At 40.1% G+C, this 18,685-nt stretch carries 19 protein-coding genes; 2 read left to right on the plus strand and 17 right to left on the minus strand.

Annotated elements, in window-relative coordinates:
* Positions 1 to 72: 72 nt before the first annotated feature.
* From trpB to yknW, 5 genes are all read right to left on the minus strand, one after another.
* Positions 73 to 1,236 carry a tryptophan synthase subunit beta gene (trpB, locus tag J7E66_RS09470; protein WP_214999497.1) on the minus strand — a complete coding sequence of 388 codons (1,164 nt, stop codon included), beginning with the start codon at positions 1,234 to 1,236 and terminating at the stop codon, positions 73 to 75.
* Positions 1,237 to 1,421: 185 nt separating this feature from the next.
* Positions 1,422 to 2,615 (minus strand): ABC transporter permease, encoded by a 1,194-nt coding sequence (locus tag J7E66_RS09475; protein WP_214999499.1) that lies wholly within the window; start codon positions 2,613 to 2,615, stop codon positions 1,422 to 1,424.
* The gene (locus tag J7E66_RS09480) at positions 2,612 to 3,304 is read right to left on the minus strand and encodes an ABC transporter ATP-binding protein (RefSeq protein ID WP_214999501.1); all 693 of its coding nucleotides are present in this window, start codon (positions 3,302 to 3,304) and stop codon (positions 2,612 to 2,614) included. Before J7E66_RS09480 ends, J7E66_RS09475 begins: the two co-directional genes overlap by 4 nt.
* Positions 3,301 to 4,431: an efflux RND transporter periplasmic adaptor subunit gene (locus tag J7E66_RS09485; protein WP_214999503.1), complete on the minus strand. Its 1,131-nt coding sequence runs from the start codon at positions 4,429 to 4,431 to the stop codon at positions 3,301 to 3,303. The genes J7E66_RS09480 and J7E66_RS09485 overlap by 4 nt, the downstream gene beginning before the upstream one ends.
* Positions 4,431 to 5,102 (minus strand): YknW family membrane protein, encoded by a 672-nt coding sequence (gene yknW / locus J7E66_RS09490; protein WP_214999505.1) that lies wholly within the window; start codon positions 5,100 to 5,102, stop codon positions 4,431 to 4,433. The genes J7E66_RS09485 and yknW overlap by 1 nt, the downstream gene beginning before the upstream one ends.
* A 175-nt stretch (positions 5,103 to 5,277) precedes the next feature.
* On the opposite strand from yknW, the gene J7E66_RS09495 reads away from it, so the two are divergent.
* The gene (locus tag J7E66_RS09495) at positions 5,278 to 6,378 is read left to right on the plus strand and encodes an AI-2E family transporter (RefSeq protein ID WP_214999507.1); all 1,101 of its coding nucleotides are present in this window, start codon (positions 5,278 to 5,280) and stop codon (positions 6,376 to 6,378) included.
* 85 nt (positions 6,379 to 6,463) lie between these two features.
* Here J7E66_RS09495 and J7E66_RS09500 read toward each other — a convergent pair whose 3' ends face one another.
* From J7E66_RS09500 to J7E66_RS09525, 6 genes are all read right to left on the minus strand, one after another.
* Positions 6,464 to 7,219 carry a TPM domain-containing protein gene (locus J7E66_RS09500; protein ID WP_214999509.1) on the minus strand — a complete coding sequence of 252 codons (756 nt, stop codon included), beginning with the start codon at positions 7,217 to 7,219 and terminating at the stop codon, positions 6,464 to 6,466.
* A complete protein-coding gene (locus J7E66_RS09505; protein WP_374103842.1) occupies positions 7,219 to 7,779 on the minus strand; it encodes a LemA family protein in 561 nt (186 codons plus the stop codon). The genes J7E66_RS09500 and J7E66_RS09505 overlap by 1 nt, the downstream gene beginning before the upstream one ends.
* A gap of 52 nt (positions 7,780 to 7,831) precedes the next feature.
* A complete protein-coding gene (locus J7E66_RS09510) occupies positions 7,832 to 8,068 on the minus strand; it encodes a hypothetical protein (RefSeq protein WP_308162492.1) in 237 nt (78 codons plus the stop codon).
* A 15-nt stretch (positions 8,069 to 8,083) separates the two neighbouring features.
* Positions 8,084 to 8,233 (minus strand): hypothetical protein, encoded by a 150-nt coding sequence (locus tag J7E66_RS09515; protein ID WP_168242539.1) that lies wholly within the window; start codon positions 8,231 to 8,233, stop codon positions 8,084 to 8,086.
* Between the two features lie 216 nt (positions 8,234 to 8,449).
* On the minus strand, positions 8,450 to 9,391 hold the full coding sequence (gene cyoE, locus J7E66_RS09520; protein WP_214999513.1) for a heme o synthase: 942 nt from the start codon (positions 9,389 to 9,391) through the stop codon (positions 8,450 to 8,452).
* Positions 9,392 to 9,632: 241 nt separating this feature from the next.
* Positions 9,633 to 10,616: a 2-hydroxyacid dehydrogenase gene (locus tag J7E66_RS09525; protein ID WP_214999515.1), complete on the minus strand. Its 984-nt coding sequence runs from the start codon at positions 10,614 to 10,616 to the stop codon at positions 9,633 to 9,635.
* A 258-nt stretch (positions 10,617 to 10,874) separates the two neighbouring features.
* Here J7E66_RS09525 and J7E66_RS09530 point away from each other — a divergent pair, with 258 nt between their 5' ends.
* The gene (locus J7E66_RS09530) at positions 10,875 to 11,732 is read left to right on the plus strand and encodes a DNA-3-methyladenine glycosylase family protein (protein WP_214999984.1); all 858 of its coding nucleotides are present in this window, start codon (positions 10,875 to 10,877) and stop codon (positions 11,730 to 11,732) included.
* A gap of 100 nt (positions 11,733 to 11,832) precedes the next feature.
* On the opposite strand, the gene J7E66_RS09535 is transcribed toward J7E66_RS09530, so the two are convergent.
* The 6 genes from J7E66_RS09535 to J7E66_RS09560 form a co-directional block, all read right to left on the minus strand.
* Positions 11,833 to 13,335: an amino acid permease gene (locus J7E66_RS09535; protein ID WP_214999517.1), complete on the minus strand. Its 1,503-nt coding sequence runs from the start codon at positions 13,333 to 13,335 to the stop codon at positions 11,833 to 11,835.
* A gap of 103 nt (positions 13,336 to 13,438) precedes the next feature.
* The gene (locus J7E66_RS09540; protein ID WP_214999519.1) at positions 13,439 to 13,717 is read right to left on the minus strand and encodes a YokU family protein; all 279 of its coding nucleotides are present in this window, start codon (positions 13,715 to 13,717) and stop codon (positions 13,439 to 13,441) included.
* A gap of 2 nt (positions 13,718 to 13,719) precedes the next feature.
* Entirely contained in the window at positions 13,720 to 15,129 is a 1,410-nt protein-coding gene (gene kamA / locus J7E66_RS09545) for a lysine 2,3-aminomutase (protein ID WP_214999521.1), read from the minus strand.
* A gap of 73 nt (positions 15,130 to 15,202) precedes the next feature.
* Positions 15,203 to 15,682 carry a GNAT family N-acetyltransferase gene (locus J7E66_RS09550; RefSeq protein ID WP_214999523.1) on the minus strand — a complete coding sequence of 160 codons (480 nt, stop codon included), beginning with the start codon at positions 15,680 to 15,682 and terminating at the stop codon, positions 15,203 to 15,205.
* Entirely contained in the window at positions 15,670 to 17,190 is a 1,521-nt protein-coding gene (locus tag J7E66_RS09555) for a M81 family metallopeptidase (RefSeq protein WP_214999525.1), read from the minus strand. The genes J7E66_RS09550 and J7E66_RS09555 overlap by 13 nt, the downstream gene beginning before the upstream one ends.
* A gap of 33 nt (positions 17,191 to 17,223) precedes the next feature.
* Positions 17,224 to 18,684, minus strand: a complete 1,461-nt coding sequence (locus tag J7E66_RS09560; RefSeq protein WP_214999527.1) for an aldehyde dehydrogenase family protein — start codon at positions 18,682 to 18,684, stop codon at positions 17,224 to 17,226.
* Between the last annotated feature and the right edge of the window lies 1 nt (position 18,685).

Below are 18,685 nucleotides of genomic sequence, written 5' to 3' on the forward strand. Positions count from 1 at the left end.
AAGAGCCGCTGCAACAAATTCACACTTGTTGCTAACGACTCTTTTTTAGGTCAATATTTTAATGCCGTTAAATTATTTTAACATCTTAAATACTTGCTCCACATCTTTATCGCCACGGCCAGATAAGTTAACAATCAGCACATCGTCGTTTGCCAATTCTTTTGCCAACTTAATGGCGTATGCTACAGCATGAGAACTTTCTAACGCAGGAATAATGCCTTCAGTCTTGCTTAATACCTGAAACGCCTCGAGTGCTTCTTGCCCGGTTACGGTTACATATTCGGCCCGCCCACTGGTTTTCAAATGGCTGTGCTCAGGACCGACACCAGGATAATCAAGTCCTGCAGCAATCGAATACGTTGGTTTAGGCTCGCCCTTCTCATCTAGTAATGTTAAACATTTAAAGCCATGGATCACAGCTGGGACCCCTTCAGTCATCGTCGGTGCCTCAGCTGGTTCAACTCCAATTAAGCGCACATCATTTTCGTCAATATAATGGGCAAAGGCACCAATAGCATTGCTCCCGCCTCCTGCACAGGCAACTACAGCTGTTGGCAGCCTGCCTTCTTTTTCTAGGATCTGACGTTTCGATTCTTCACTGATAATTGCTTGGAAGTGTTTGACCATTGTTGGATAAGGATGAGGACCCACGGCCGAACCTAATAGATAGAAGGTATTTTTATAGTTTTGCACCAAGTCGCCCAAGGCTTCATCGACGGCATCCTTTAAGCGGCCCTGCCCTTTATCAACAGGTACAACTTTGGCTCCTAATAATTCCATTCGAAAGACGTTGAGCGCTTGGCGTTCCGTATCTAGTTTACCCATATAAATAATACATTCCATCCCAAACATGGCACATGCGGTTGCAGTTGCCACACCGTGCTGGCCTGCTCCCGTTTCAGCAATAATTCGCTTTGCACCCATTCGTTTTGCTAATAGAATCTGCCCAATTGCATTATTAATTTTGTGTGCCCCTGTATGATTCAAATCTTCTCGTTTCAGATAAATTTTTGCCCCTTGATTTTGCTTGGTTAAATTTTCAGCAAATGTTAACGGATTCTCTCTGCCTACATATTCTTTTAGGTAATATTTGAATTCCTCAATAAATTCCGGGTCATCTTTATACCGGAAAAATTGCTCTTCTAATTCGTTCATTACTAGTTGTAAATCCTCTGGTACAAAACTTCCGCCAAACTCTCCAAAATAGCCTTTATTCTCTACATTCACTTTCTCCATGCTCTGCTCGACTCCTTCTAATCTATTATTCTAACTCAGCCACAATTTTATTATATTAACTGAATATTCCTATAATTATTTTACCATACAGTCCATTTTCTGCAAATATTTTAACTATTCAGTTACAAAGGAAAAAGCCTACAAAGAGTGTAGACTTTATGTACTAGATCCTTAAAAGACCCTGTTTATTCATATCTCAATGAGTCAATCGGGTCGAGTTTTGAAGCTTTATTTGCTGGAAGCAGTCCAAACACAACACCAATTACCATCGAAAACAAAACGCCGCCTAACACTACTTGCCAAGACACCAAGGCTGGCCAGCCAGCAAAGAAACTCACTATAGTTGACGTTCCCCAGCCTAATAATATTCCGAGGATGCCGCCAATAAAGGTAAGTGTCATCGATTCTATTAAAAATTGGGTCAATACCTGGCCTCGAGTTGCGCCTAATGCCATACGAATTCCTATTTCCCTTGTTCTCTCTGTCACCGAAACGAGCATGATATTCATGACACCAATCCCGCCAACAAATAAAGAGATACCGGCAATACTCCCTATAATTAAAGTCATGATTTTTGTAATCTGCCCTACTCCTTGAGCAATTTCTTCCATATTAATAACTTGGTACGATTTTTCCGTATTATGGAGATTATTTAAAAGCTTAGTTGCCTTTTTACCTGCAACCTGCAGTTGCTCAGCTGACGCTGCTTGAAGGGTTACTTTGGTAAAATCGCTGCTTCCGAAAATAGTTTTCCATGTTTGGAAAGGTAGATAGACCTCCATTGATCCAAAGGAAAAAAGACCGGTTGGTTTTTCTAAAACCCCAATGATTTCAATTGGTTGATTGGCTACCGTAACAATATCTCCGACTGGATTTTTCCCTTTAAATAATTCCTCCTGCAATTTATTACTGACTAACCCCACACGGCGCCCGCCCAGAAAATCAGAAGCTGAAAAATTTCTTCCCTCTGCTACTTTCAACTCATTTAAATGGATGAAAGCTTGATTTATACCAGTGGTAGACACATCTTCTGTTTCCTTTTGAAATCGAAAAGTAGACAATTTTGTGCTTGATGCAACCACACGATTAATTTCCGGAATTTGTTCAAGCGCCCTGATATCTTCCTGTTTGAATGGAGCTTGCTGAAATACATTAGGGTTTGCGCGCATTTCTTCATCAGAAGGCTGATAAAATATCTCAATAGTATTCCCTGGACCAGTAATCTGTGATTTAAGCATCGCCTCTCCGCCCTGTCCGATTGCTACCACGATTATGACAGCACCCACACCAATAATAATTCCAAGCATCGTTAGAATACTTCGCATCTTATGGGCTTTAAGTGAGCTTAAAGCCATAAAAAGATTTTCCATAAAACTCATAGGGCCGGCCCCCCAACACCCATAGAAGGAGATTGAATCATTCCATCTCTAACCATAATCGTTCGGTTCGCGTATTCCGCCACTTCTGATTCATGGGTAACGACGATAATGGTTACACCTTCCTCATTAAGTTCCTTAAATTGTTCCATAATGTCCTTGCTTGTCTTCGAATCAAGAGCACCCGTGGGCTCATCCGCTAATATCAACTTTGGTGTATTGACAATTGCTCTCGCAATAGCTACACGTTGCTTTTGTCCCCCAGATAGGGAATTGGGAAGATGGTTCATTCGATCCGCAAGACCTACTTTTATTAGTGCCTCTTCAGCACGGGACTGTCGCTCTTTTTTTGAGATTCCAGCATAAATCATTGGCAGTTCGACATTTTTTAAAGCTGATAAGCGCGGCAGCAAATGGAACTGTTGAAAGACGAAGCCAATCGATTGATTTCTAACTCTCGCCAATTCTTTGTCATGATAATGCGATACATTTTCCCCGCCAAGGTAATACTCTCCCTCAGTCGGTTTATCCAAACAGCCGATAATATTCATTAAGGTTGATTTCCCAGAACCTGATGGACCCATAATGGCAGCAAATTCACCTTCACGAATCGTGAGACTGATACCGTTTAAGACATGAACGCTCTCTTTTCCAAGCAAAAACGATCTTGTGATGGATTCTAGCCGGATCATTTGATTGTCACTTCCAACCCATCCTTAATATTGTCGGGTCCATTAACGATAACTTGGTCTCCTTTTGAAACACCTTCAAGGATTTCAATTTTCTTTCCTGATGTGATGCCTGTTTTGACATTCTGCTGATTGGCCTTTCCATCCTTTACAAGATACACATATGGCTTATCTCCATCATCAAATAATGCATCGAGAGGCAGGACCATCGCTGTCTTTTTGTCCGTTTCAATCTCCATAATGACTTGGAAACCTGGTTTTAACGTTTTGGTATCACCGGAAATTTTTACAGTTACGGGATACTGTACAGCCTGGGTGCCATTTTGCAAACTGCTTGGGTTCTGCTCTGGCAAAATAGCAGTCTTGGTAATTACACCGTGCCACTCTTTTCCAGGAACTGCATTCGATCGGATCATCACTTTTTGTCCACCACTAACTTTTAGTGTATCGTATTCAGACAAAAGGCCCGATGCAGTCATTCCTTCTAACTTACCGATATGTATAATAGGCTCGTTTGCTGCTTCGATCGAAGATGATACTGGCTTTTTTGCTGCTAAAACAATTCCATCCATTGTACTCTTAATCTCTAAGTCACCCCGGCGCTTGCTAATCAGGTCTTTTTGAACCTCTGTTTGTTTTAGTTCTATATTCGCTAACTCTTTTTCCATCTCAAGCTGTTCAAATTCAGGGGCAAGCTGTTTTTTCGCTTCTTTTTTACCTACTCCAACCTGCTCACTCAACGTTTTTTCTTTCTCTTCTAGCTGCTCTATTTTTTTATCAATTTGGCTTATTTTTAGGTTAGCTGATTGGATCGATAATTTATTTTGCTCAATTTCAAGCTCTAGTTGAGCGTTCTGCAATTTGGCCAAGACAGTGCCTTTCTTTACTGTTTGACCTTCTTTTACTAGCAGTTCCTTGATCTCCCCTTTATCAGGAGTTGCATACACAAGTTGTTCCTCTGGAAGTTTCACGGTACCGGGAATCATCAAAAGTGAGGAGATCTCCTCTTGGCTGATTTCTGCGGTTTTAACGGAAGGTCCTTTTGCAAAAACTTGCCGGTAGACACTGACAGAAATCATAATGATGACCAAACTAATTACACCTAGCGCAATCCAAGTTTTCTTTTTCATTATAACTTCGGCGCTCCTTGCAATAGAGTTCCTATCAAACCAAAGCCAATACTAATTAGGAAGAATATGATTGCAATCGTCCATGCAAGCCCTTTAGAAAATTGTGCTGTTTTATTCAGTCCAAGTGCAGTTAATACAACTGACCAAATCCCAAATACCTCGATAGAACCTAAGACACCTGCCTTTTCTTGATTCAGCAGCCCTGCTAAACTAGTAATATATATTTCTGGGTTTCCACCGATTGCAAAGCTAATTGCCATATTTAAAATTAGACCTGCTGCACCGATTATCATGATATAAGTATTCATAGAAAATAATTGTTTAAAAGAAACCGTTGAACTAGCGATTCTTGCAATCGCTAATTGTATCGCACTGCTGATTAGCACACCAAAAATAGGCGTAATGATACCTGTTACCATAACGGTTACTTTTGTAATGGTTAACACCAAATCTATCTGGTCTTTTGGCACTCCCTGTTCAATTAAAGTATCCGCATCCAAAGAAAGTGCCATAAAGGACATTCCGATCACATAGAGAAAACTAATAATAATAAGCGGTACCCATATTTTCGGGCTTTGCTTAATCCTCTCAAACTGCAGACCTGGACTTGTAAACATTCCCAATAACTTCGGACTCTCATTCAAAGTATTCACTTCTTTTTGCAATTCCATGTTTAACACCCCTAATCCACATATGTAAAATATTCCTATTAAGTATACGATAAAATGAGGCGAAAGTTTCATTTTTTTTGAGTGGTGCCTGACACCGAGAAAAATTCTAGAATTTGTCTTCTGTTCCATGTTTTTGATATAATTTTAGCTATAATAAAAGAAAAAGGGGAACATAATGTCAAAAAGAAAATTCCAATACGGGTTAATCCAGATCCTATTAATTTTAACCATCATCTTTGTCTCAACAAAGATTTCATTTTTATTCATGCCGATTGGGATCTTTTTCTCTACTCTTTTTTTCCCAATTCTTATTACCGGATTTCTATTTTTCTTACTAAATCCAATCGTTAATTTTCTTCAGCGTCAAAAAGTGCCGAGAATTCTTGCCATCCTCATCATATATGTCGTGTTTATTGGCATTCTGGTATTAGCGATTGGCAGCTTGGTCCCTGCCATCACAGAGCAATTCACCGCCCTTGCGAATGCACTTCCTGATTATGCTAACAAGACCTTGCAGTATTTTGATAAGCTATCACGCAGTTCTGAATTCAAATGGATCATGAAAGAGCAGAATGACCTTTTGGAAACAGGTAAACAAAAACTGATTGCCTACGCAAACACCTTACCGGATAGGGTTACTGGTGGCATTACAAATATACTCGGTGTGTTTGCTAATATTGCGGTCATTTTAGCGACCGTTCCTTTTTTATTATTCTACATGTTTAAGGATGGACATAAGTTCCCTAAGGCCCTCACTAAATTCCTTCCTGCTACATATAGAGATGCCGGGTTAATAATGTTGAAAGAGACTGGTGAAACACTTTCCTCCTATATTCAGGGACAAGTTATTGTAGCCCTGTCAGTAGGAACTCTTGCTTTTGTTGGTTACTTAATTATTGATTTGCCATTTGCGCTAGTTATGGCCTTAATAGTAGCGTTTACCAACATAATTCCTTATGTCGGGCCAATTCTCGGCGGTGCCCCTGCTGTGATTGTTGCTCTTTTTGATTCACCTACCAAAGCCTTATTGGTTATCGTGATTATCGTTATTGCTCAGCAGGTTGAAGGCAATGTCTTATCTCCGCTCATCCTTGGAAAATCATTAGATACCCATCCAGCGACAATTATTATTGTTTTACTCGCTGCAGGAAATTTAGCTGGAATCTTAGGGATGGTGTTGGCAGTACCGTTCTATGCCGTAGTAAAAACGATTGTTTTAAATGTAATAAAGTTTCTAAGGGCTCGAAAAATGGCAACGATAACTGACGAACCATAAGAATTTATTAATAAAAATTAATAGAATATAAAAAACTGTTAGGAGAATGGTCTCCTAACAGTTTTTCGATTTTCTGGCAAGGGTATCACCATCCTCGGCCTGCACCACCGCCACCGGATGAACCTCCTCCGCCCCCTTTAGAACTACCACTACCACCGCCTCCTCTGCCTCCACCTCTGGAGATGATAGATAAGAGAAGGTAGGTGAGCGTTCCTCCAAAAAACTTAAAATCTAAAAACACAACGCCTATAATAACAATGACCATTAACCAGCCGGGAATACCCAATCCTTTTTCACCGGTTGCCTGTGTCTGCTTACTAACGTCTCCTTCTTTGCCATACTCGGCGAGGACTTCGTTTGCTAAAGCTTTATAGGTTTCAACAATTGCTCGATTTGGCTGTTGATTTTTTAAAAATGGAATGGCATATTCATCAAGAATTCGACCTGCTTTTCCATCCGGAATTCTGCCTTCCATTCCATAGCCTACTTCAATCCTTACTTTGCGTTCTTGCATGGATAAGACGAGCAATACACCGTTGTTTTCCTGTTTATTTCCGATTCCATATTGCCGAAAAGCTTCATTTGCAAACTCTTCTATCGGTCGATCCCCGATAGTACCCACAGTTAGAACAGCAATTTGTGCCGTTGTTTGGTCTTCAATGTTCCTGCCTAAATTGATTAATTCTGCTCTTTCTGTTTCGTTTAATACATTGGCAAAATCCTGTACGTAAATGTCTCCAACAGGTGCCGGAATTTGGACATCCTCAGCTTGTGCATTCACAGCACAGAGAAAAAAAGTGATAAACACCAACAAAAGGCTGAAGATCCGTTTTGTTTTCATTATTGATCGTCCCCAAAGTCAACTTTTGGAGCCTCTTTGGCACTAGGGTCCGCTTTAAAATATTCTTTTTCATCAAAGCCAGTCATGCCTGCAATAATTGCCCCAGGGAATCTTTTTACTTTTTTATTATACACCGCCACTTGATCATTATAATCTTTACGTGCGACAGCTATTCTGTTTTCTGTTCCTGCAAGTTCATCCATTAATTGGGTAAACTGCTGATTTGCTTTAAGATCGGGATAATTTTCTACGACTACAAGTAGACGGCTTAACGCACCTGAAAGGTCTGCGTTTGCTGTGGCTTGTGCCTGCGGCGTATTCGCACCCGCTAGTCTTGCACGTGCATCTGAGATTGATGCAATCACTTCTTTTTCATGCGAAGCAAAACCCTTCACTGTATTTACTAAGTTCGGAATTAAATCCAGCCTTCTTTGCAGTTGGTTTTCAATTTGAGAATAGGACTGGTCCACATTTTCCTCTAAATTGACAAAAGAGTTATAGCTGGAAATTAACATTGCACCAAAAATAACAATCACTGCTACAATTATTCCAATCACCATATAACCTTTTTTCAAAATCATCACGTCCCTTCCCTTATAGTATATTTCAATTTCAAAAAAGTTTCCTTTTCCAACAGTTATCATTTGTAAAAAGTACCAAATTACACTCGTATTTTAGCCTTTTCACAAAAAGTGCTGTTTGGTCTACCTTTTGTGAATCAATTAGTTCATTATTACTCGGCGGTCCCATTTCCAAGGCAAATGCTTGATAGCCAGTAATAAGCATGAATAACATGATCATACCGAAATTCAAGGTAAGCCATATTTTTTCATCAAGATGCATTTTCATATCTTTCATACCCTCCTATACTCTAGCCATATAAAGGCCATATAATATTAAATACGTAGCGAGAATTACGACCCCAACCACTCCTACAGAAATCCATGTTCCTTTTAATGGTGCCTCTTGCCCTTCACCATGCTTTTTTTTGTTGTTAACTTTTGTGTCCCCCACTGAAAATCAACTCCTTTATATTTCATACCTTAATAATTGATGGGAATGATTATCATCGAAGTGAACTGTATCACATTTGCTCAGCTTTTTTCGTGAACACCCAAAAGGAACTGCCTTTTTCAAACACAAAAAAGCTGCTCCATTAGTTTGCAAATAACTTGCATACTCTCGGAACAGCCTTCACTTATCTATAGTTTGAGTTTCATTTGATCTCGACTAACTAAACACCGGCAATGTAACAATTACCATCAAGAGAAACAATATAGTTATATAATTAACGGAATATAGAAAATTCACATGTGCCCATTTTAAATCATCTTTAGTAAAAAATCCTCTGATACACACAACCAACCATCCAACGTTAAGCAATGTAGCAATCACCATAAATGTAGTTCCAAGCATCGTTAATAAAAATGGTAATGGAAATAAGCATGCAATATAGATCACCATTTGCCGTTTAGTCACAGTCAATCCGCGAACAACGGGAAGCATGGCTACTCCAGCTGCTTTATATTCTTTATATTTCTTTACTGCAATCGCAAAGGTATGCGGCATTTGAAAAATAAACAAGATAAGAAACAAGATCATTGGGACTCTTTGAAAACCAGGTGCGATGGCTGTCCATCCTATTAAAGGTGTAACGGCACCGGAAATACTTCCAATTACTGTATTAATTGTATACCGCCGCTTTGACCACATGGTATATAAAAAAACATAAGTAAACCATCCGACAAAGGAGTATATCGCCGCTTCAACGGTCGTAAAGAGTAAAAGGATTTGACCTAATACACTTAGAGCAATACCTATTGTTAAAACTGCGTTCAAAGAAATATTCCCCGTTACTGTTGGACGCCCCTTTGTTCGATCCATTACAGTGTCAATATCAACATCGTACCAGTTATTGAGCGCGAGGGCCCCAGCCATTACCATTGTACTTCCGAAAATTGTTAAGAAAAATAGATCCAGGTGTGCTGTAAAAGAAGTATTAGTAAAATGTAAGGCTAACCAGAATCCTGCAAAGACAGGCAAAACATTTGCGATTAATACATTTGCTTTAAAAAGTAACTTTAGATCAGTCATTATGTTAGATGTATTTCGTTGATTCAATATCGTAACTTTTCCATCCTTCTGTAGAGAAGGTATCTCATTATTGGTCATCTAATATCCTCTCCTAAGAAGTCTTCCAAACAAACCAAAGATAATTCTATCATACTACATTTCGATTATCTCACAAAATCCGGTGTCAGGCACCTGAAAATGGCTGTTGGATATTTCCATTTGGAACTTCTAGTATTATTCTCTTGTCCTTTCTACAAAAACTCCATACTCTATGTTTTAATCGTGCGTTAATAAAACAGGCGTAATCCTTTGTTTAAGAAGATTCTTCACGCATGTTCATTTAGCGAACCTCAGTTAAAACATCTTGATAAATTAACGAAAGCGGCTGTTTACCCTGCAATCCAAAGACTAGATTTTCCGCTGCAAGTTTGGCCATTTTCAAACGAGTTTCGTGGGTAGCTGACCCAATATGCGGCAGGGTGACTACATTGTCCATTGATAAAAGTGGGTGATCTGGACTTACTGGTTCCTGCGCGAAGACGTCTAACCCTGCAGCTAAGATATCCCCATTCTGAAGGGCCTGAACCAAGGCATCTTCATCCACAGTTGCTCCACGCGAACCATTAACAAAAATGGCAGATTTCTTCATTAGTTTAAATTCCTTTTCTCCAATTAGCTTAACTGTCTTTGGTGATAGTGGCGTCATTAAGCAAATGAAGTCTGCGTGCTGACAAATTTCTTCAAGGGAACAGTAGGTTGCTTGATAAGTTTGTTCAGCTTCTAAATTTCGTGAGCGATTGTGATACAAAATGGGCATATCAAAGCCTAAATGCGCACGTTTGGCAATGGCTGATCCAATCCCTCCCATTCCGATAATTCCCAATGTCTTATGATGCACATCCACTCCATAAAGATTCTCACCCACTTGCGATGTCCACTTTCCTGACTTTACCATCTGATTTAATTCCGGCATTCTTCTAGCGGTTGCTAGTAATAAACCAAAAATGGTATCGGCTACACTATCATTTAAAACCTCTGGAGTATTAGTAGCCATAATTTTTCGCTTAGTTATTTCGGGAATATCTAAATTATCGTAGCCAACTGAGATATTGCTGACAATTTTTAGATGAGGCGCAAGCTCCAAAAACTTTTCATCCACTTTTAGTCCAGAGCCTAGAATCCCTTCAGCATCCTTTAATTCTTGATAAAAGCTAGGAAGTGATTGCGAATCTAATTTTTCAAAATAAATAACTTCACAAGTTTCACGTACATATTCTAAAACAGTAGAATCGACTTTTTTATAGACAATAACTTTTGGTTTCATCCAAGATTCCTCACATTCAGAATTAGATTCTCTTTCATTAAGCGATTAACATTACTACATAATCAATATACACTTAATTGCGTGAATCATTAAAAACTTTTGAATGTAAAAGCAAAATAAAAAAATTATTTTTTATACTTTTGTGATAATAATAGAATATAGAAAAAGGAGGGGGAGGATAGATTGTCCAACACACTGGGGGAAGAAATTAACGAATTTAATGAAGATATTGTCATTCCATTGCCTGAAGCGTTTGATATGAAAGCAAACCTTGGCTACCTAAAACGTAATAATAATGAATGTATGTATGAAGTCGAAAATGAAACCATTAGAAGAGTGATAGCAATTGGTGAGACTCGAGTCCTAGTACAGATAGAAGCCTTCGTTAATATGCAGTTGCATGTTCATTTTTTAGGAGGTACACAACCTAGTACACCTTGGCAGATTGCTGAAGTGGTGCGTTATATTACTGAATGGTTTGACCTCAATAACGATTTAACTCCCTTTTATGAAATTGCCAAAGCTGATCCCTTACTTAAAATGACCGTAAAAGACTTTTATGGATTACGCCTTATCGGCATTCCCGATTTGTTTGAAGCTCTTTGCTGGGGGGTCTTAGGCCAGCAAATTAACTTAGGATTTGCTTACACATTAAAGAGACAATTCGTTGAAAAATTTGGTGAGTCCATCGAATGGGATGGCAAAAATTATTGGATATTCCCTTCCTATGAACGAATTGCACAGCTCACACCTAAGGATCTCGCAGATATTAAAATGACCGTCAAAAAGAGTGAATATATTATTGGAATTGCCAAATTAATGGCGAGCGGCGAATTATCCAAGGAAAAATTAATGGAATCCGGTCATTTTAAAGAGGTCGAAAAAAGCTTAATTAAAATACGCGGGATTGGCCCATGGACAGCCAATTATGTGCTGATGCGCTGCCTTCGTTTTCCGACTGCCTTCCCGATCGATGATGTCGGTCTAATTAATGCGATAAAAACGCTGTTAAATATGGATAGAAAGCCGACCAAAGAAGAAATCCTTGCATTATCAATCCCGTGGGCAAATTGGGAATCCTATGCAACCTTCTATTTATGGCGAGTTCTCTACTAGTCAAAAAGCACTAGCTAGGTTTAGCTTGTGCTTTTTGGCAGGTCCATAGCTATTCCATTTTAATTCACCTTATAGAATTTATACCCATCCTCTATACCTTCTATTTTGATGATATCTCATCAAAAGAACATTCCTTTAGTGGAACGACCTTCGATTTATGAACAAGTTTATACCCAAGCCATAATGCCAAAAAGATCGGTAAACCAATATACGACACGGCTATTCCATACCAATCAATCTCACTTGCTAGAAAAGCTTGATAGTTTTGGCCGAAAATAACAAAGACACACATCGCAAAAGCAAGAATCGGACCAAGCGGAAACCATTTCGCTTTAAATTTCAAATCATTCATGTCCCTGCCCTGGGCCATATATGCTTTTCTAAAACGATAATGGCTGACTGCAATTCCTAGCCATGCAATAAATCCAGTCAAGCCTGACGCATTTAGTAACCATGTATACACTTGATCTCCAAAAATGGACGTTAAAAAGGCAAAGCCTCCGATAATCGTCGTGATAACAAGGGCATTCATCGGAATCCCGCGATTATTTACCTTTTGTAAAAATTTAGGAGCCTGACTGTCCTTTGCCATGGACCAAAGCATGCGTGTCGACGCATATAAACCGGAACTCCCTGCCGATAAGACCGATGTCAAAATGACCGCATTCATCACAGATGCCGCAAATGCAATGCCCACTTTCTCAAATACAAGGGTAAAAGGGCTGACAGCGATGCTGTCGACATCCCTGCCTAAAAGGTTTGGACTTGTATAAGGAATAATAAGGCCAATGACAGCAATGGCAACGACATAGAATAGAAGAATTCGCCAAAATACTTGTCGAATCGCCTTTGGTACGTTTTTCTCCGGCTCTTCACTTTCTCCTGCAGCAATCCCCACGAGTTCCGTTCCTTGAAAGGAAAAACCTGCAATGAAAAAAATACTTAAAATGGACAAAAGGCCGCCATGAACCGGAGCATCTCCTATAGTAAAGTTTTTAAACCCGATAAACTGTCCTCCAAGAATACCGAAAATGGTAAGCAAACCGACTCCAATGAAAACGATGATTGTCACTACTTTTATTAAGGAGAACCAATACTCGGATTCTCCGTAACTTTTAACCGACAATGCATTCAATAAAAAGATTAAGCCTAAAAACAGTGCACTCCAAATGATACTTGGTACATCCGGAAACCAGAACTTCATAATAATTGCTGATGCAGCTATTTCAACCGCCAGTGTAATAGCCCAGTTGAACCAATAATTCCAACCAAGCGCAAAACCAAATGCCGGATCGACAAAACGACTCCCATATGTTGAAAATGATCCCGAAACCGGCATTAAGGTAGCCATTTCTCCGAGACTTGTCATTAGAAAGTAGACCATGATGCCGATAGCTCCATAAGCTATTAACGCTCCACCAGGTCCAGCTGTTTGAATGGACGCCCCTGTCGCTAAAAATAACCCTGTCCCGATTGACCCTCCAATAGCAATCATCGTCATGTGACGTGCCTTTAGATTGCGTTTAATATGCTCTTTACTTTCCTTATTATTCTGATGTTTCTGATTATTTTGGTCATTATTATAGATGTTGATTGCTTCCATTCTTGTCCTCCTTAATTCTTCATCTATTAGCATCTATCTAACTTTTTAGAAAATATATGCCATCTCCCACTTAATATTGAAAAATGAGAGATGGCTAGGCTAATTATTTCGAAAAATCAAAGTAGTTTCGCTTCAATAAGCGTGGAGCGGCCATAAGTGTTTCAAACGTCATACTTTTTTCGAGCTTTGAGCAATCAATTAAAAATAGATGATCCTCAATTTCTTTCACCGTATGATCTGTTTGATAGGTCATACCGCATTCCAAGCAATGAATGGATGGAGTGTCCTTAATTTCGATTGCATTTGTTCCATCTGGAAGTTCCCAATACACTTTATTGCTCGTTTCACGTGCTGTGTCAGATTCGCACCATTGACAAATCAAAATTATTCCTCCTTTGCTCCCACTGTTTCATATTTCTTCATTTGTGATTGGAATTTTTTCTCTTTTAACTCGTCACGTTTGTCACGTTTATCTTTTAATGAACTATGCTCAATATTTTCCTTATACGTTTTGCGGCGATCTAGCCGTTTTAATCCTTCAGGTGTAAGGTTAAATTTCGTATCATCAATAATGGATAGCACACCATTACTTTCAAACTTTTCAAACACTTCAGGATAAACCTTTTTGTAGTAATCCTCTGCACTGCCTGACTGATAATTTGTTGGTTCTGGATAGGATGTAATGACACCTTCAAAGTTACGCAATACGACTTTATTAGAACTTTGAGAAATGATATAGTTCGGCTGCAATGGAATTTTACCGCCTCCACCCGGGGCATCAACAATAAATGTTGGAACGGCATAACCCGATGTATGGCCGCGAAGTCCTTCCATAATTTCCAATCCTTTACTGATTGGTGCACGGAAATGGCCAATCCCTTCAGATAAATCACATTGGTAAATATAATATGGACGAACGCGAATTTTAACAAGGTCATGCATAAGCTGTTTCATGATCGGTACACTGTCGTTAATGCCTGCTAAAATAACAGCCTGGTTACCAACAGGTACACCAACATTTGCAAGCATTTCACACGCACGCTTCGATTCTTCCGTAATTTCAATAGATGTATTGAAATGTGTATTCAACCAAACTGGATGATACTTTTTCAAGATATTACAAAGATTTTCGGTAATACGCTGTGGGAATACGACAGGTGCTCTTGTACCGATTCGAATAATTTCTACATGCGGAATCTCACGTAAATTCTTTAAAATATATTCTAAAATATTGTCATTAATAAGGAGCCCGTCTCCTCCGGAAATTAACACATCTCTAATCTGTGGGTTAGATGCGATATAATTAATCGCTGTGTCTAACTGTTTCTTTGGTACACCCATTCCGATTTGTCCGGAGAAGCGCCTTCTTGTGCAGTAACGGCAGTACATGGAGCATTGGTTTGTTACTAGGAACAACACGCGATCAGGATAACGATGTGTTAACCCAGGTACTGGTGAATCTTCATCTTCGTGCAGGGGATCTTCTAAATCATATCTTGTTTTATGCAATTCCGCAGAAATCGGAACAGACTGCATTCGAACCGGACATCTTGAATCATCAGGATCCATAAGCGATGCATAATATGGCGTGATGTTTAATGGGATTGTTTTTGTTGAGATTAAAACCCCTTCCTCTTCTTCTGGTGTTAAGTTAACTACTTTCTTTAAGTCATCTAAATTTTTGATTGTATTCGTCAATTGCCAAACCCAATCGTTCCATTGCTCCTCGGTAACATCCTTCCAAAGCTCGATTTCTTTCCAATGTCTTTTTGGTTTGAATAAATTGTTTCTCATCATAAACTCCTCCTAAAATTAGCCTATTTTCTATTGACCATTTTTGATGAATTTTCCTCTGATCATTACTATATTAAGAAATGAGGTATTCCATATAATAGCGATTTTCCCCTTCACCAAATTCATCGAATCTCGTTTCTTTTATGACAAACCCTAATTTTTCATATAACTTGACGGCTGCCTTGTTTTTAGTACTGACCGTTAAGCAAACCTTACGAAAACCATCTTGCTTTAGAAGCGGATAAATTTCCTGTAAAAATAATTTCCCGATTCCTTTCCCTTGCTGGTCGGAGCGGACATAAAACCCAAAAATGTAGGCTTTATGAATATCATTGTAAGCTCTCATCACTTCACAAATCGCAACCGGCCTTGGATCATTTTGCTGCCGGTATTGAATGAGTTTCCCGTAGCGTGTAAGCGGGACAAGGGCTTGTTCATCTACTGCTCCTAATCCCGGAAACGCATCTTGCTCAAGCTCCATCATCATTTTTAGCTGTTCTGGATTCAATGAAGCTGGTACTTCGACATAATAGGTTTTGTTCAATGTTTCCATTTTTCTGTCCCCCTCCGTTCTTCTTCATATTGGATATCATCCAGCGGCCAAATTGGCTTAGGAATGTAACGATACGTAAAAGTTGTTAACCGATTGGAAGCAACACCAGGTGCATCCAAATAAATGATACGGCCAACAATCGGCTCAAACGCTGCCCGAAAATGATTTTTAGCCTTTAACCCAAGAATTCTCTTTGCCTGCGGCTCAAGGCCAATATGACGAAACATTTCCGGATCATTCGCTGACATCGGCCTTCCAATAAGTAGGACATCCATCTCGCCAACGCGAATGTGTGCCGTTCCCTTTAAATCCACTTTTAAATGCTGATTGAAGGGCCCAGAATTGTGAAATATACCGTCTGATAGAGCCACGACCGTTGCTTCGACCTGAACGGGTTCCCCAAATTCTGGAGATACTTTCCCACCAAGGGATAACGATACCTTGTGTCCGACTCCTGCATTAAGGCATGCCTCAATAGATTCGGGATCGTAGAGTCCTCCAAACAGTGTGTCAGGAATATTCATGTCTACCATTTTTCGAAGAAGCTCTGTTGTATCCCCGCTCCCGCAGCTTAAAGGATTATCCGAGATGTCCACCAGCACTACCGGTTTGTCATCATCAATCGACATCGCCAAATCTAGACCTTCTGTTACACCGGGCAAATCCATGATAAATTCTTCTCTGACACTCCAGAACAAGGAAGCCATCTTTTGAGCAGTCTCTTTTCCTTTTTGCGGATCGAGCGAAACAACAAGTACACTTGCACCGACCATGGGAATATCCGAGTAAGGAAAGCCACCAAATACGGACACATGATGAATTCCTTCTTCCTCTTCGGCTTGTTTCGCCCACTCGATCATTTGGTGCATCGGCCCTTCTGCAGTTCTCATATTGATAGAGGGAGGCATCATCGGCAATTTTTCAAAAGAAGCGTAGTAAGTCACACCTTCCTTTAATTGTTTTAACAAAGCGATTGCCGCATGAATGCCTTGTTCGTACATATCAATATGCGGATATGTTTTAAATCCAAAATGAAGCGGTGTGTAATCAATCATTTTTCTGCTTAAATTGGCGTGCATATCCAGGGTCGTCGCAATCGGGACAGTCTGTCCGATATGCTCACGAATTTTCCCTAGTAAATGCTCTTCTGGATCAAAGAGGTCCTCCACTACCATCGCTCCATGCAGTGCAAGCAATAATCCGTCCAGCCTTCCAGCCTCCCGGATTGACTGGAGCATTTGCTCTTCGATGATGGAATACGCTTCTGTTGATACTACGCCCGATGGGACCGCTGCCGCACAAAGCAGCGGCACGATTTCTACATCCTCTTCCTGTTTCAATACATCCAAAAACCCGCCCACTTCCGTTTTCGTACCAATATAGGCATCATAAATTTCATCGCCGATAAAGTAGCCTTCATTTCGAAACTGTTCGATTTCAGTTTTCATCGGGCTGAAACTGTGGGATTCATGGTAAAAGAATGCAATACCGATGCGATAATTTCGCATGTTCTCCCTCCCTTCGTATTAGACATTAGCTTATCAATAGTTTGTATAGATGGACTTCCACTCTGTCATGACATCGAATGCATGATGGGAAACTTCACGGTGACCGTTTCCGGACATTTTCATGCCTCCAAATGCAACTCCCATTTCGGCATTGGATGTTCCGTTATTAATATAGACAAGTCCGCTTACTGCTTCCTTCGCAGCACGGTTCGCATAATGAAGGCTCGCTGTATAAATAGAAGTTGATAGCCCATAAATTGTCCCGTTATTTACCTCCATGGCTTCCTCATATGAATCTACTTCAATGATGGCAAGAACAGGACCAAATATTTCTTCCTGGGCAATGGTATCATTCGGTTTCACATTTTCAATTATTGTCGGTTCATAATAATAGCCGCCTAATTCTTTAACTCGCTGACCGCCTGATACAATTTTCCCACCTTCTTCAATCGCTGTTTTTACATATTTTTCTACTATATGAAGCTGGTCTTCATTTACGAGAGGTCCCACTTGTTTCCCTTCTTCCAGTCCATTTCCTATTTTCATAGACTGTGTTAATTCGACTACTTTTTGTATGAGCAGTTTCTTTACTGGACGCTCGACGATTACTCGGCTTGCCGCTGTACAGCGCTGACCAGTTGTCGTAAACGCTGATTTTACGATTCCGTCTGCCGCCTTGTCCAAGTCCGCATCCTTCAAGACGACCACTGCATTTTTTCCGCCTAATTCCAATGAAATACGTTTTAATGTTTTACTGCTCATTTCAGCCAGCTTTTGTCCGACTTCTGTTGAGCCCGTAAACGAAATGATTTTAACATCTGAATGCTCTGCGAGTGTTTGACCGACTGTTCTTCCTGAACCGGTAATTAAGTTCACAACTCCTGCTGGAAATCCGGCTTCATCTAACACTTCTACAAAAATCTTTGCCGAAAGCGCAACCTCTGAAGCAGGCTTCCATACGACAGTATTTCCAGCAATCAGAGCTGAAAAGATTTTGTAGGAAGCAAGCGCAACTGGGAAGTTCCAGGGGGTAATACACGCCGCAACTCCAAGAGGTTCACGAACCATGCGTACGTTCCGGTCTGGGAAGCCCGCAGGGACCGTTTCTCCAAAGAGGCGTCGTCCCTCGCCTGCCATATATTGAGCAGTCGCGATGACCACTCCGACTTCGCCTATAGACTCTGGCAGCACTTTGCCCATCTCCATTGTCATAACGCTAGCAAGTTCCTCTTTTCGTATTTCAAACAATTGGGCTGCTTTCGTTAAATAAGCCGCTCGTTCTGGAATGGGAGTGTTCTTCCATTGTGAAAACGCTTCATTCGCTTTTGCAACAGCCTCATGCACTTGCTCTGTTGTGGCGGAAGCACATACGCCGACAAGTTCCCCCGTTGCCGGATTTAAGCTTTCAAAGTGGGACTGATCGGGGGCACTTACCCATTTTCCATTTATATAAAGATCTCCCTGAAGAATATCTGTTTTGATTTGACTAGACATA

The organism is Bacillus sp. ISL-7 (assembly GCF_018613065.1).

Excerpts from the sequence above, each read along its gene's own strand:
- trpB (WP_214999497.1), bottom strand. The coding sequence starts at position 1,236 with ATGGAGAAAGTGAATGTAGAGAATAAAGGCTATTTTGGAGAGTTTGGC.
- J7E66_RS09475 (WP_214999499.1), bottom strand. The coding sequence starts at position 2,615 with ATGAGTTTTATGGAAAATCTTTTTATGGCTTTAAGCTCACTTAAAGCC.
- J7E66_RS09480 (WP_214999501.1), bottom strand. The coding sequence starts at position 3,304 with ATGATCCGGCTAGAATCCATCACAAGATCGTTTTTGCTTGGAAAAGAG.
- J7E66_RS09485 (WP_214999503.1), bottom strand. The coding sequence starts at position 4,431 with ATGAAAAAGAAAACTTGGATTGCGCTAGGTGTAATTAGTTTGGTCATC.
- yknW (WP_214999505.1), bottom strand. The coding sequence starts at position 5,102 with ATGGAATTGCAAAAAGAAGTGAATACTTTGAATGAGAGTCCGAAGTTA.
- J7E66_RS09495 (WP_214999507.1), top strand. The coding sequence starts at position 5,278 with ATGTCAAAAAGAAAATTCCAATACGGGTTAATCCAGATCCTATTAATT.
- J7E66_RS09500 (WP_214999509.1), bottom strand. The coding sequence starts at position 7,219 with ATGAAAACAAAACGGATCTTCAGCCTTTTGTTGGTGTTTATCACTTTT.
- J7E66_RS09505 (WP_374103842.1), bottom strand. The coding sequence starts at position 7,779 with ATGGTGATTGGAATAATTGTAGCAGTGATTGTTATTTTTGGTGCAATG.
- J7E66_RS09510 (WP_308162492.1), bottom strand. The coding sequence starts at position 8,068 with ATGAAAATGCATCTTGATGAAAAAATATGGCTTACCTTGAATTTCGGT.
- cyoE (WP_214999513.1), bottom strand. The coding sequence starts at position 9,391 with ATGACCAATAATGAGATACCTTCTCTACAGAAGGATGGAAAAGTTACG.
- J7E66_RS09525 (WP_214999515.1), bottom strand. The coding sequence starts at position 10,616 with ATGAAACCAAAAGTTATTGTCTATAAAAAAGTCGATTCTACTGTTTTA.
- J7E66_RS09530 (WP_214999984.1), top strand. The coding sequence starts at position 10,875 with ATGAAAGCAAACCTTGGCTACCTAAAACGTAATAATAATGAATGTATG.
- J7E66_RS09535 (WP_214999517.1), bottom strand. The coding sequence starts at position 13,335 with ATGGAAGCAATCAACATCTATAATAATGACCAAAATAATCAGAAACAT.
- kamA (WP_214999521.1), bottom strand. The coding sequence starts at position 15,129 with ATGAGAAACAATTTATTCAAACCAAAAAGACATTGGAAAGAAATCGAG.
- J7E66_RS09550 (WP_214999523.1), bottom strand. The coding sequence starts at position 15,682 with ATGGAAACATTGAACAAAACCTATTATGTCGAAGTACCAGCTTCATTG.
- J7E66_RS09555 (WP_214999525.1), bottom strand. The coding sequence starts at position 17,190 with ATGCGAAATTATCGCATCGGTATTGCATTCTTTTACCATGAATCCCAC.
- J7E66_RS09560 (WP_214999527.1), bottom strand. The coding sequence starts at position 18,684 with ATGTCTAGTCAAATCAAAACAGATATTCTTCAGGGAGATCTTTATATA.